The organism is Reticulibacter mediterranei (assembly GCF_016587455.1).
Genome location: NZ_BNJK01000004.1, coordinates 120,107 through 132,777 on the forward strand (window position 1 = coordinate 120,107; position 12,671 = coordinate 132,777).

15 protein-coding genes are annotated in these 12,671 nt (G+C 53.5%); 1 reads left to right on the top strand and 14 read right to left on the bottom strand.

Features of this window, described 5'->3' with window-relative positions:
- Window positions 1-8: 8 nt before the first annotated feature.
- The 5 genes from K3T83_RS55055 to K3T83_RS55075 form a co-directional block, all read right to left on the bottom strand.
- Window positions 9-545 carry a hypothetical protein gene (locus K3T83_RS55055; RefSeq protein WP_220211628.1) on the bottom strand — a complete coding sequence of 179 codons (537 nt, stop codon included), beginning with the start codon at window positions 543-545 and terminating at the stop codon, window positions 9-11.
- 266 nt (window positions 546-811) lie between these two features.
- The gene (locus tag K3T83_RS55060) at window positions 812-1,690 is read right to left on the bottom strand and encodes a carbohydrate ABC transporter permease (protein ID WP_220211629.1); all 879 of its coding nucleotides are present in this window, start codon (window positions 1,688-1,690) and stop codon (window positions 812-814) included.
- Window positions 1,690-2,637 carry a carbohydrate ABC transporter permease gene (locus tag K3T83_RS55065; RefSeq protein ID WP_220211630.1) on the bottom strand — a complete coding sequence of 316 codons (948 nt, stop codon included), beginning with the start codon at window positions 2,635-2,637 and terminating at the stop codon, window positions 1,690-1,692. Before K3T83_RS55065 ends, K3T83_RS55060 begins: the two co-directional genes overlap by 1 nt.
- Before the next feature lie 58 nt (window positions 2,638-2,695).
- On the bottom strand, window positions 2,696-4,066 hold the full coding sequence (locus K3T83_RS55070; protein ID WP_220211631.1) for an extracellular solute-binding protein: 1,371 nt from the start codon (window positions 4,064-4,066) through the stop codon (window positions 2,696-2,698).
- Window positions 4,067-5,017: 951 nt separating this feature from the next.
- Window positions 5,018-6,088: a WD40/YVTN/BNR-like repeat-containing protein gene (locus K3T83_RS55075; protein WP_236065361.1), complete on the bottom strand. Its 1,071-nt coding sequence runs from the start codon at window positions 6,086-6,088 to the stop codon at window positions 5,018-5,020.
- A 133-nt stretch (window positions 6,089-6,221) separates the two neighbouring features.
- On the opposite strand from K3T83_RS55075, the gene K3T83_RS55080 reads away from it, so the two are divergent.
- On the top strand, window positions 6,222-6,836 hold the full coding sequence (locus K3T83_RS55080) for a TetR/AcrR family transcriptional regulator (RefSeq protein ID WP_220211633.1): 615 nt from the start codon (window positions 6,222-6,224) through the stop codon (window positions 6,834-6,836).
- A 36-nt stretch (window positions 6,837-6,872) separates the two neighbouring features.
- Here K3T83_RS55080 and K3T83_RS55085 read toward each other — a convergent pair whose 3' ends face one another.
- The 9 genes from K3T83_RS55085 to K3T83_RS55125 all read right to left on the bottom strand — a co-directional run bounded on the left by K3T83_RS55085 (window position 6,873) and on the right by K3T83_RS55125 (window position 12,575).
- Complete coding sequence (locus K3T83_RS55085; protein ID WP_220211634.1) at window positions 6,873-7,691, bottom strand: ABC transporter permease; 819 nt, start codon at window positions 7,689-7,691, stop codon at window positions 6,873-6,875.
- Between the two features lie 18 nt (window positions 7,692-7,709).
- A complete protein-coding gene (locus tag K3T83_RS55090) occupies window positions 7,710-8,696 on the bottom strand; it encodes an ABC transporter ATP-binding protein (RefSeq protein ID WP_220211635.1) in 987 nt (328 codons plus the stop codon).
- The gene (locus K3T83_RS55095; protein WP_220211636.1) at window positions 8,693-9,175 is read right to left on the bottom strand and encodes a MarR family winged helix-turn-helix transcriptional regulator; all 483 of its coding nucleotides are present in this window, start codon (window positions 9,173-9,175) and stop codon (window positions 8,693-8,695) included. Before K3T83_RS55095 ends, K3T83_RS55090 begins: the two co-directional genes overlap by 4 nt.
- Before the next feature lie 272 nt (window positions 9,176-9,447).
- Complete coding sequence (locus K3T83_RS55100; RefSeq protein WP_220211637.1) at window positions 9,448-9,879, bottom strand: SRPBCC family protein; 432 nt, start codon at window positions 9,877-9,879, stop codon at window positions 9,448-9,450.
- Window positions 9,880-10,066: 187 nt separating this feature from the next.
- Window positions 10,067-10,504, bottom strand: coding sequence for a VOC family protein (locus K3T83_RS55105; RefSeq protein WP_220211638.1), 438 nt, complete (start codon window positions 10,502-10,504; stop codon window positions 10,067-10,069).
- A 20-nt stretch (window positions 10,505-10,524) separates the two neighbouring features.
- The gene (locus K3T83_RS55110) at window positions 10,525-11,070 is read right to left on the bottom strand and encodes a helix-turn-helix domain-containing protein (RefSeq protein WP_220211639.1); all 546 of its coding nucleotides are present in this window, start codon (window positions 11,068-11,070) and stop codon (window positions 10,525-10,527) included.
- A gap of 133 nt (window positions 11,071-11,203) precedes the next feature.
- Window positions 11,204-11,665: a pyridoxamine 5'-phosphate oxidase family protein gene (locus K3T83_RS55115; RefSeq protein WP_220211640.1), complete on the bottom strand. Its 462-nt coding sequence runs from the start codon at window positions 11,663-11,665 to the stop codon at window positions 11,204-11,206.
- Window positions 11,655-12,032 (bottom strand): hypothetical protein, encoded by a 378-nt coding sequence (locus tag K3T83_RS55120; RefSeq protein ID WP_220211641.1) that lies wholly within the window; start codon window positions 12,030-12,032, stop codon window positions 11,655-11,657. The genes K3T83_RS55115 and K3T83_RS55120 overlap by 11 nt, the downstream gene beginning before the upstream one ends.
- 39 nt (window positions 12,033-12,071) lie before the next feature.
- On the bottom strand, window positions 12,072-12,575 hold the full coding sequence (locus K3T83_RS55125) for a flavodoxin domain-containing protein (RefSeq protein WP_220211642.1): 504 nt from the start codon (window positions 12,573-12,575) through the stop codon (window positions 12,072-12,074).
- Between the last annotated feature and the right edge of the window lie 96 nt (window positions 12,576-12,671).

Sequence of the window (12,671 nt, forward strand, 5' to 3'; positions counted from 1 at the left end):
TCTTTGGCTCAACTGGTGGGTAGATGCAGCTCAATGATCAGAGTTATATCACCGTTATACGGTAAAGGCCGGGCACCAATGAACAATCCTTTCACCAGGGGGTTGCCCCCTTTATCGGCGGAAAGCACCGTGGATGTTCCTCCTTCGACATGCAGCCAGCCATTTGAGGGAAGTTGGCTTCGATAGAAAGTGTCAATCTGCTCTAAGGTTGTACCAGAGACCGTGAAGCCCCACTTCTGTTTTGTGAAGGCTCCAAGCGTCGGGTCGTTGATGCTGGCCTGATCAGAGCGGAAAAAATTGCTGTGATCGGGTAAAGGGATATCGTCGGGCAGACCATGACGCTGGAGGCTGTGTACGAGGAAAAAACCACCCGCGCTTACGACCATGACCACCAGCACGGTCAGAACGATCTTTGCGATTGGACGGGCCAGCCAGTTCCGTATCTGGGCAGACTGGACGAGAGGCCGTCGGCTGGAAGTTCGCGGCGAGGATTCGGGAATGTCTGAGCCACCAGGCCTAGCGGGTGGTTGGGTTCCTGACTGCATAAGCTGTTTCTCCTTCCAGTAATAATTGATGAGAGGAATGCCCAATGCAGGCTGTAGTCTCGCGATGACGAATTTTAACAACCAAGATCGGTGCTTCCCTCTTTCGTAGTGGAGCGATTATGCGCGTTGGGCCACATCCCAGGAGCCTCCACCTAACGCGATAAATCGCTCCACTACGAAATACCTTACCGCTTTTGGTTGTTAAAATTCATCATCGCGAGACTACAACCTTACATTACATGGCGTCTTTATCCCTATGCAACCGTTTATCCTTTCAATCCAGTGCCGGCAATGCCCTGCACGATCTGGCGTTGGAAGAAGAGGAAGACGATCAATACGGGGATGCCTCCAAGCACGGCGGACGCCATGATCTGGGCGTAGCGGATGCCAAAGGAGGTCTGCACCGTCGAGAGGCCGACCGGGACCGTCATCATATTGTTGCCGGTAATCACGATAAAGGGCCAGAGGAAGTTGTTCCATGAGATGACGAAGGCAAAAATAGCAACAGCGGCGATGGCAGGCCGGGCCAGAGGCATCCAGATCTGCCAGTAGACGCGCCAACGACTGGCCCCATCCATGATTGCCGCTTCTTCAAGCTCTCTTGGAATGCCGTCGAAGTATTGTTTGAAGATGAACACTGCAATCGGCGAGGCAAACTGAGGCAGCATAATGCCCCAGTAGGTATCAACCAGACCGAGCGACTGCATCTGCGTAAACAGGGGCACGATGAGGATCTGGACCGGCACCATAATGCCTGCCAGGATGATCCAGAACAAGATGCTTCTCCCCTTAAACGGGACGCGCGAGAACGCAAAGGCCGCCATGCTCGCCAGAATAACTGTTACAATGCTGATGATCGCCGAGGTCAGGAAGCTATTGAAGTACCAGCGCGGCAGATTGGTGGTGGCGAAGGTCGTGATATAAGCGTCGAGAGTGAAATGGGATGCGAACCAGGAGACTGGCACCGCCGTCGTCTCGCCCTCTGGTTTGAGCGAAGTATCGATGGCCCACAGAATCGGTAAGATCCAGATGATCGCTAATATCGCCAGCACCACGAGGGTTATGATGCGGGTAACTGAGCGCTGTCTGCGTCGTGGCCTCTCTGCAAGCCGGGTCGCGGGTGTTGCAAGTTGTTGAACCGCCATTATGCTTCTTCCCTCCCCTGACGAGTGAGCAGCGCGAACTGCCCTAATGAGACGATCAAGATAATCAAAAAGAGAATATACGACATAGCCGAGGCGAACCCGACGCGATAATCGGTGAAGCCCCATTCATAGATGTATTGCACCACTCCTCGTGTTGAGAAGCCTGGACCGTCGCCAGCATTAAATAGGAGATATGCCTGATTAAAGATTTGTAATGAGGCGATGACCTGTAGGATAATGACCAGCGATGTTGTCCGGTTCAAGAGCGGGATCGTCACCCAGCGTATCCTGGCCCATGTGCCAGCACCATCGAGCGAGGCCGCCTCCTGTAACTCCTGTGGGATCTGTTGCAGGCCAGCGAGAAAGAGAACGAAATTGAAGCCAATCGTCCACCAGACCGTGAGAATAATGACGGAGAGGAGCGCGACGTTAGCATCCGAAAGCCAGCCAACCTGCTTGAGGCCGAGACCGGTAATGATGCCGTTGATTAATCCGAAGCCGGGTTGGTAGAGCCAGTTCCAGATCAACGCCACCACCGAGACGGGCAGCACGAAAGGTGCGAAGAAGATCGAGCGGAACAGCCCTTGCAACGAGAGAACCTGGCTTACCAGCAGGGCCAGCGCTAAGGCCAGTACGACCAGTAGTGGCGTGCTGATGATGGTAAAGAGAAAGGTGACTCCCAGCGATCGCCAGAAATCAGGGTCGCTGAGCAGTTCTTGATAGTTTGCCAGGCCGAGAAATTCTGATGATCCGGCACCGCTGATTGTCCAGTTATAAAAGCTCATGCGCAGACCGAGGATCACCGGCCAGATCAGGAAGATGGCGTAAACAATAAGAAAAGGCAGCACAAAGCCCGTCCCCACGAGAGCGTTGCGGCGGCGTATGGCCTTGATGCGCGGCTGAATCGCTTCCTGTGTGCTGTTTGTGTGCAGCGAAATATCTGACATACTGGCTTCTCCTGTGAAGACTAATCGCTACAAAACACGTTATTCTGCTGAGAACTATTTAGAAAGGCAGTCTGGTATTGAGCAACTTTTGGATAGTGGCCTTCCACTGCTTGATCCCCTGCGCTGGTGTGACCTGACCGCCCATGACCGGGGCGAAGATCGTCTGTGTCTTGTTTTCCATCTCGGAGCCGGAGCCGCTAAACCAGTCGGTAGGATCGATGACCACGTGAGGGGCGACGCTAGCATAGTTCGATTGTGGCTTCAAGTTTTTATATTGCTCGCTATCAGTGACAGGCAGATATGCCGGGACGTGTCCGCCCTGTGCCCACGTGAAGCTGTCCTGAAGCATAAAGCTGATAAATTGCAGAGCTGCGGCGCGATGTGCCGGGTCGGGTGCGAGCTGCCGTGGCATAACGAACGAGTGCAGATCGCCCTGGACCGCGTAGGTGTTGTAGACCTGGGGATAGGGTGCCATGCTAAATGGGGTTTTCTGCGTGATGAAGGTCGTCACCTCCCACTCGCCGTTCCAGTGGAAGCCAGATTTCCCGCTGCCAAAGAGCGCGACCGCCCCGCCATAGTCGATATTGGGGGGAGCGACCTTGCTGGTGCTGGTCAGATCGGCCATAAAGGTCAGTACTTGCTCAGCTTTGGCATCATCCAGGACCAGTTCTTTACCATCGGGCGAGAAGACCTGTCCTTCGAGCTGGCTGTACAGCGAGTAGAAGATGCGCCAGAGCGTGACGCCCTCGACCTCGAACACAACTCCATAGCCGCCGGGTCCAGCCGCCTGTTGAGCGCTTTTGAGTGCGTTCATTAGCGCCTCCGTTCCCTGGATGGGCTTGAGGTTGCCGCTGTCATCGAGCAGCCCGGCTTTCTTACAGATGTCGGTATTGTAGTAGGCGACGAATGGATGGGTATCCAGCGGGATAGCGTAGAGCTTGCCGTTATAGTGCCCTTTTTGCCAGACGGCGGGGAGAAACTTGTCCTCGGTGATGCCAACGCGGGCCAGCTCTGCCAGATCGTACGGCTCCAACAGCCCTTGTGCTGCGTAGGTTGACATACGTGTGATGTGTGAAATAGCGACTTCGGGTGGGCGACCACCGGATGCGGCCATCGCCAGCTTTGTGTAATAGGGATCGCCCCAGGCCAGCGTCACCGATTGTACGTCGATAGAGGGGGTTGCTTTGGCGAAGTCGTTTTCCATCTGGATCATGCGCACGCCATCGCCGCCGCCGAACAGGTTCCAGTACGTAATGCTGGCGGCTGGCCCGGAGGGGGTGGGACCGCCACATGCAGCGAGGAGGGTAAGCGCGACGCTGCTGCTCGCTCCGGCTGTGACGGCATGTTCAAGGAAAGAACGGCGTGACATGCGCCCGGACCGGACCGCTGCAATCCATTCGGTCAGGGAACCCCGTTGCTCAGAGACCATCTGAAATCCTCCTGGAATTGATAGACACAACGCTACAAAACCGCGCTCCTGGGAAGCATTAGCAGGAACAAACAAGCAGAGTATGTGAGCCGCTCAACGGTATGAGAAGAACGCATATGAGGCGATATGTGCAAGGAATGTTCGTTGTTTCTCTGTTCTCAGCAGTATTCAGGTGCAATCGCATGGTTGTCTTACCTGCTTTACGAGGAAGAAGCTGTAAATGTGATAAGAGGGCGTTGCAAAGAAAGGGAGTGGGCTGCGAGAAGAAGCTGCAAATGTGTGGGTATAACCTGCGATGCGTGCAGCTCTAACAAAGCGTCGTCCTGGTGCCAGGAGAGAGGGGCGGTGCTTTGTTGGTCGAACCCTTTCTGTTTGCTCTTATCAGGAATGACAAAAATACGAAATGCTACATCTCAGATCGGGATAGACGACTAGAGTTCCCTCTTCAAATAAGACGAACGTTCGCTTTAACTATAGCATGGCTGTGAGCTACTGTCAAGCCTACCTTTATTGATGGACAGGGCTTTCCAGTTCTCCGCTCAAAGGGGTGCAGGGTCTCCCTGCCGGGGTCTGGGGTGTCCCCAGTTTCCTTCCCTCCTTCGCGCGCCGCCTGCGACGGCGCGCAAAAGAGAAGAAAAAAGTTTTTTGCGGGGACACCCCGCACCCCGGCAGAGGGCTGCCGCCCTCTGCACTCCCGCTAGATGGGAGAATTGGAAAGCCCTTTGTTGATGGATAGTATCGTGGATACCTGATGTTCACGGATGAAGCGCTCAAAGATGTATGTTGTTATTGCTATTTTCTGGTCTGAAATAGAACACATTTCAACCGCTTCATGTCACAATGGACAGCTATCACCGCGAGCGCCCACCAGGGTAAAAGAGTTTGGTGGGCACTCAGTGAGTAAACATACCTGAGTCGTGACAGATGTCCTCAGTTCATTTCTTCCGCACTTTATACGTTGTTTATTGCCAGGGCTTGCTGGCGCTGGTGTTCGTAATCTGACTTCCAGGGGATGGGGAGCGGCTCCCAGCTTTGGCCTGCGTCAGCCGAGCGGTAGCAGCCTTTGTTGCTCAGGGCGTAGAAGACGCCGGGTTCCTCGCAGTTGCTGGTCAGGGTGTAAACTACCGTTCCCTGCGCGTCTGGCAGCCCTTGAGTTACCCTGCGCCACGGCTGGCCGGAGGTCTTGCGATAGATGACCGACTGGACATTACACTTTAAGGAGTGCGCCAGATCGGGACTCTCCGCTGCTGAGACGACAACGGTATCGGGATCGGCGGGATCAACAGCAGCTCCCCACAGATAGTGATGCTGTAATCCTTCGCAGGGATGCCGCCATGTCTCGCCGCCGTCGTAGCTCTCATTGTAGCCTCTCCCTTGATAGAGAAAGCCATCACCTGCTGCCGAGTAGAGGCGATTGGGAATCTTCGGATGCATTAGCAGTGTATGCGTATCCAGCGGCCCCTCGGGTTGACGATCTTCCCAGTGCTTTCCGCCATCCTGACTTCTGATCAACGCACCAGCTTCAATTGCTACGAAGAGGCGTCCGACAACACTCGGATCAGGTGTAATCCAGCGCACACGGCTTATGGAGGGCAGATCTGGCAACCGCCAGGTTGGGGCGGAAGCAAGCTCGCGCAACTCTTTCAGTTCCCACCAGGTATTGCCTCCATCTTCGGAACGATACATGGCAGTTGGCTCCGCACCAGCATACACGACGCCATAGCCCCCCGAACGTTCTGTGAGGCTTACGGCAACTGAAGTCAGTTGTGGATGAGGAAGAGCTTTTCCATACCCTGATATCATGCTGCTTCTGGCATCTCCTACCGGTTCCCAGCTGCGGCCCGCATCGCTACTACGCCATAAGCCCCGTCCAAACGTACCACAATAGACGCGCTCCGGTCGCAAGGGATCAACGGAGACGCAGGTAGGTTGCATACCAACCAGATGCGCTTCAGCTTGCCATTTCCCTTGCTGTTGACGTGCTACTAACAATTCTCTTTCCATAGCGAGATACATATTCATGATCTTTCTCTCTTTTAGCAACGCATGTTATACTAACCATACAGATGTCTCTTTTCAAGGGTAGAAGCCCTGAGCCGGACCGTCAAGTCACAATCGAGTTCAGATTGTTGATTAAGCAACAGTGGAGCCAACAATGTTGAGAAACACATCCCCCAATGCGGAAGATCCACGCGTCAAACGAACCCAAAAATGTCTTTGGGAAGCGCTGCGCACGCTCTTAGAGGAGCGTTCCTTCGAGCAGATCAGTGTCACAGACATCTGTGAAGAGGCCACGATCAATCGCACGACCTTTTATAAGCATTTTGAGAGTAAATATGAGCTGTTGTCCTATGGCCTCAAATACGATCAAGAAACTGCCCAACGAAAACGGCATCGGGTCAGGAGTGCAGTGGAACGGGAACAGGAAATCGCGCAGTTTCTCGAAGAGATCACCTCAGATCGCCATTACTACAGGCGCCTGCTAGTGGACAAAGAGGATCACTGGCTCGCCACCCTGTTGCGACGCCAGACGGCAGAGCAGATCGAGGAGAGGCTGGCGAATGCTCAGACCCAGGGGCGTCATTTTCCCATTCCCCTGCCTGTCATCGCCCAATTTTATGCTGGGGCGCGCCTGGCACTGGCCATCTGGTGGCTTGAGAACGAGGGGGTGGTTTCGCCAGAAGAACTTGCTCATTACTGGCATTCCCTGTGTCAAGGGGAGGTGCCATTGCGGGATAAAGCACAGAATACTCAACTTGTGCAGATGTGATAGAAATAATGTCCGCACAAGTTGAGCCTTTTTGTACTACACCTCCTTGCGCGACATCGCGATGGCGACGATGAGCATGACCACCGTAAAGGCCAACAGGACGGCGAGATTGAAGGGAACGCTGCTCAGTTCGTAATTGAGCAGCACGCCGCGAATGGCGTTGACGCCGTAGGTTAGCGGATTGAGGGCCAGCACTGTATGTAACCATGGGGGAACCTGGCGTGTCGGGAAGATCGCTCCCGAAAACATATAGAGCGGCAACGTAATAAAGTTTTGAATGGTGCCGAAATTCTCAAAGTCCGTGATCCACATCGCAATCACGACGCCCATGCTCGAAATCGCCAGCGCCGTAAAGAAGGTTGCAACCAGCGTGGCAAGCACATTCCAGGGCGTGAGCGTCACAGAGGCAAAGGGAGCAAAGACGAGAATGATCAGCGCCTGTACTGTTGAGCTTGAGGCACCACCCAGACATTTGCCGATGACGAGCGTTGAACGCGGCGTGGGCGCAACCTGTACCTCCTTGAGAAAGCCAAATTCGCGGTCATACACAATCGAGATGGCTGATTGCAGGCCGCTGAAGATGACAGTCATTGCGATGACGCCAGGAAAGACGAATTGCTCGTAGCTAAAGCCCGCGATAGATCCCAGCGAGCCGCGCAGACCGAAGCCCAGCGCGAAGAGCCAGACCAGCGCCCGCGCCACCGCGCCAAGCAGTCGGCTTCGTTGTCGCCACAGGCGCACCATGTCGCGCCGCCAGATCATAGCGATCCCCTCCAGATCGATCAGCGATGCGACTACAGAGCGTTGAACAGGCGAGGCTTGCGGCGTTGAGACCGGTTGTGTGGTATTAATCATGAGTGTATATCTCCTTCTCTAGCGGCGCAAACGGCCCCGGCTACGCAAACGCGAACCCATGCGTTCCTTCGCGCCAGCCAACTCATCGCGAATGGCGCGACCAGTGAGATGAACAAACACATCTTCCAGCGTGGGCGCTGTAACCTCGACGCTATGGACCTCGATATCTGCCAGCGTCAACTGGCGGATAGCACTGGCGGCGAGCGCCTGCCCGTTTTCTCCCTCTGCATAGATACTGTTCTCTTCACGACGCACTGGCCGCTCCAGATAGTGTTCCAGAATGGGAACGGCTCGCTCAGTCGATGAAGTAGTAAGCCGGACTTTATCCTGACCGACCATGCGTTTGAGCGCGGCAGGAGTATCAACGGCAACGATCTCTCCATGATCGATAATGGCGATCCGGTCGCAATATTCGGCCTCTTCCATGTAGTGCGTCGTCATAAAGATTGTCAGCCCTGTTCGTTCGCGCAACCGGAGGACATGTTCCCAGACGCTTCGGCGTGTTTGTGGGTCAAGGCCGACAGTTGGCTCGTCGAGAAAGAGCGTTTGTGGTTCGTGAAGCAGGCCGCGTGCCACCTCCAGACGACGCTTCATACCACCTGAGAACGTTTTGACGATATCCTTGCTGCGATCCTCAAGACCGACCAGTTGCAACACATCCTGGATGCGGGCGGCGCGTGTTTTTTTGGGTGTGTGATAGATCATGCAGTGATAATAGAGGTTCTGTTCCGCTGTCAGATATTCATCAAGAGTGGGATCTTGAAAGACGATGCCGATGCTCTGGCGCACCTGCGAGGCCTGCTGCTCGATGTTATAGCCATTGATCCACGCCTGCCCGCTGGTAGGATGGAGCAGCGTACAGAGCATTTTAATGGTTGTGCTTTTCCCGGCTCCATTGGGACCGAGAAAGCCAAAGGTCTCGCCGCGTTCGACATGCAGATCGATGCCCTTGACGGCCTGCACATCTCCGAAGGAGCGCGTGAGTTTCTCGACGGTAATTGTCATGATTCAACCTCGATAAGGTGATGGAGGACTGGCAGTGCAGCGCGGAGCAGCTTTAGCTCGTCCTGACTGAGCCGGGCCAGGCGTCGTTGCAGATTGGTACGACGAAATTGATCGTAGAGCGCGACGGTTCGCAATCCACGCTCGGTCGGCGAGATCCAGACCACACGCCAATCTTGCTCGTCGCGTATACGTTCGACAAATCCCAGAGTGAGCAGCCGCTTGACCATTGCCGTTGCCGTTGGTGCGGCCACGCCCATAAGATCGGCCAGTTCTTGCATTGTGCAGCGCTGACGTTTGCTCAGAGAACGCAACAGCCGGGCCTGCCCCGCCGTCGCTCGTAACTCGCTGAGATCGCGCCATTCAGGTTGCTCGGAAGCGGCTTCAGCGGGAAAATTCGCCCGAATTTGCTGCAACAGGCCAGGGATAAGATCCAGTAGTTCATCAGCGATGGCCCATTCCTGGGAATCATGCTCCGTCATCGGCCCTCCCTCAACTTATTTCTGTTCGCTAATACTTAGACTATCTAAATATATTGTATGCCGAAGCGTCAACGTTTGTCAATGCTTTGAATAGTAGCAGTTTATTATGGTGAGATGGCATGTCGGCGTTGCACGTTGCGGAATAAGATATGGGCCGAGTGGTAAGTAAGAGAGTATGAGGAAGAACGCGCTCGCTTTCCTTCAACAACAAAAAGGGCCAGATAGTGTCAATGACTATTCCGACCCACATTGCGAGATTACCGTCCCTTGTATTATCCTCTTGGACCTGGGAGTGGACATGTTCCCGTTTCAATCCAGGACGTTATGTCTTTAAGATGAGCATCCCACGCTTTGTTGATCGTAGTATACACCTCCCATCCTTCTCCTTCGCCAATATCGCTATGAGTAAATATTACCAACGTACCGTCTTTTTCTTTTGTTAGCTCAAAAGTAAGGGTTGTCGGAGTAGGAGAAAGTGCTTCCCAGGTAAAACTGAACAACTGAAATGGCTTTACTTCTTTTACTTTTCCATGTTCTCCAATACCAGGTGCCATTTCTATGCGAAATGTTCCTCCTGGTTTCAATTCGATATCAGCCTTTGGCACAAACCAGCGTTCTAAATCTTGCTTTTCGGTAAGTGCTTTAAAGACTCGTTCTGGTGCTGCTTTAATAAATTGTTCTTTTGTAATTGTTCTAGTATCCATTCTCTACTCTTTCCTTCTCTTGCGTTCTACTTGTAATCTACAAGTTTTCTCTCTCTCTTCTTCTTTCTCATCTCCCCAAAACCGGAAATTGCAAGGAGGAAAGGAAAGCCAGGATACATGACTCACCCTGATCTAGCAAATCCTTGAAGAGGATTAACGCGATTCTTTATACAATGCCGATCGACCTTTATGCTTGCGCTTGGGGCCATGTGATTTCCAGGCAAAGCTGGTTGTTGTCGAAAAAGACGAATGATCCCAGTTCAGGAATCTCGGTGATGGAGACATGTACGTTGTTCAAACGCTGGCGTAAGGCGTCGGCAGCATTGCCATCGGAGAGGCGCAGGGCGACATGGGGAACCAGGCTGGACGGGTGTTTATCCGCAGCTCCTAATGTCGTTTTGGAAGATAGAGGACGCTCAAAGAAATGGAAGCCCCAGACGTTCTCATCGTTCGGCTTGACGAAAATGAGACAATGCCTGCCACGTCCCTTAACTGAGGGGGCGATATCGCTCACGTACATGCCAAGTACATCTCTATAAAAGTGTATGGTTGCGTCCAGATCTGCCGTGACCAGGGCGATATGATGGATACCATTCCAGGGAAGTTGAAATGTTTGTTGAGACATTTTAATCCTTCTTTTTTGTGTTAGACAATATATATGGGCGTATGAGCCGGGCGAGGATCAGGATGGAGCGGTTTTTGTGCCGTGCGTTGTTTTGCCCTGACAAGAAACGCGGATGGCGTGCAGCCTGCCCATAGTTTGAATTCGTGGATGGCGTGCGCTTGATCCTGATAGCCAGGATGAGAAGCCATCTGAGCGAGAGGATGGGTAGGATTTTGTAGCAGGGAGGCCATCAGCGTCTCAAAGCGGAGGAGGCGCGCAAATATTTTCGGCGAAATGCCGATACGCTGCTTAAATCTCCGCTCGAACTGGCGTAAAGAGAGACCACAGGCGTTGGCAAGCGCGTACATACGAATAAGGCCGTGCGCATTGTAGAGCTGTTCGAGCGCCGTTTGGAGAAAGATCAGATCGGCGCGGGTCCAACGCGCACGTGCTTCATTGAAATGTTGTGAGGAGAGGAGTTGTTGGGCGTATGCGCTGCGGCGTACCGTTGCTTCCAGCGTTTGTGCAAGACGAAGCCAGATTCCATCTTGTGGGACGGCGATTGGCTGATGGAGCACTTTTCCCATAGACTATGTCTTCTCCTGATACATCTTTCAGAACTACCCGTATACTTCTTGCTGTCAGTTCTGGGAGATATCATAGCAGAGAATGCCGCCGGAAGTATTGTTAAAAAGCGACGTTTTCTCTACGCAGCCTGGGTTATGGATTAGAGAGCAACTCGGCCTGCTCGGGGATAACCTCGATAATGCAGGGGTTGCCCTTTTCCGTATTTTGTATATGGTAGCGCAAGGGTTGGATCTGATGAATGTGGGCCAGGGTATTGCGAACCCCGCCGAGCGTCATGAAGTATTTGCGGGCGATGTTCAGTCTATAGGTGCGCTGGGTCTGTTGATCTGTAAGCAGCCTGGCTTTTCCTTTGATACGCAGGGTGCGCGGTGAGTTGGTATCCTGCTCTACTGCGAGGAGAACGCTTACCTGGGGGTGGGCCTTGATATTATGAACCGCCAGCGTTCGATCAGAGGTGCCGAGCCAGATGTTGCCATTGTGCCGGACAAAGTAGATCGGGGTGACACATGGCCGCCCATTGCGAGAAAGGGTAGCGATACGAGCAACCATGCAGTGTTGTATCGTAGTGAGAACTGTGGGATCATCAGTGTGCATCTTTCACCTCGTGCAACGTTCCATAATCCCAGGCAACCTCTTTGAGAGGAGTAACCTCGAACCATACATGATTGATGGGTGCGTTCGGGGGAAGTTCGACAGAACTGAGATGCCCGCGAATGTAGATGGCGCGCAGGTCGAAGAAGTAGATCCCCTCATCAACAAGGAGAACTACTTCCTGTCCTGGTTCTGGCCGACAACTGGTATGCTCAGGGATACCAACCAGATAGCGATCATCCTGCCATCGTACCGCAACAGGCAATACCTCTGGCTCCTGATTACAAGCAAAGGAGATGCAGGCACGGGAAACGCGCTCCAGCAAATCCCGCGCACAGCCTGGATCAATATCTCTCGTGACCCGTTTCATAGACACTTCCTTTTTCCTGTGCCTGTTTGTGCCGCGTCTTCACACAACCGCGCGTCCGATAAACGATAGTTCAGCGAGCTCATCGGCAAAGTCGATAATATTTGTCCAGTTGCGCGCGTCGCTCGCCTTCAGGTGGTTGAACGGGAAGTGGAGCTTGGCGGGAGAGATCACGCCGCCGAACATTTCGATGGCAATCGGTTTGAGCAGAGGGGCTTTTTCCAGTGCGCGATCAAGCTGTTCGCGTGCATCCTGCCACTCTTCAGGGGTCTGGTGAATGGGGCCGAGGGCAAAGATGGCCGTTGGCTTCTCTTGCAGGGCTGCATAGTGTCGTTTGAGGAAGCGACGGGCCTCCGGGTGCCAGCGATCCATATAGATTGGCCCGCCAAGCACGATCATGCGATATGGCTCAAGCGTGGAGACCTCGAATATGGGTTTCAGTTCCACTTCGAGCCCACGCTCATGCAGCCTGTCCGCAATAGCCTCAGCCACCTCTTGCGTTGAGCCGTAACGTGTTGCATAGGCGATAAGGATTGTTGATGTCATTGCCGTCTCCTTGCCAGTGGGAATGCCCCCACCTTCATATTCCCTGGTCTATGTATATCTTGATTGTATGCAGGAGACTTCACAAAAGGATCTCAA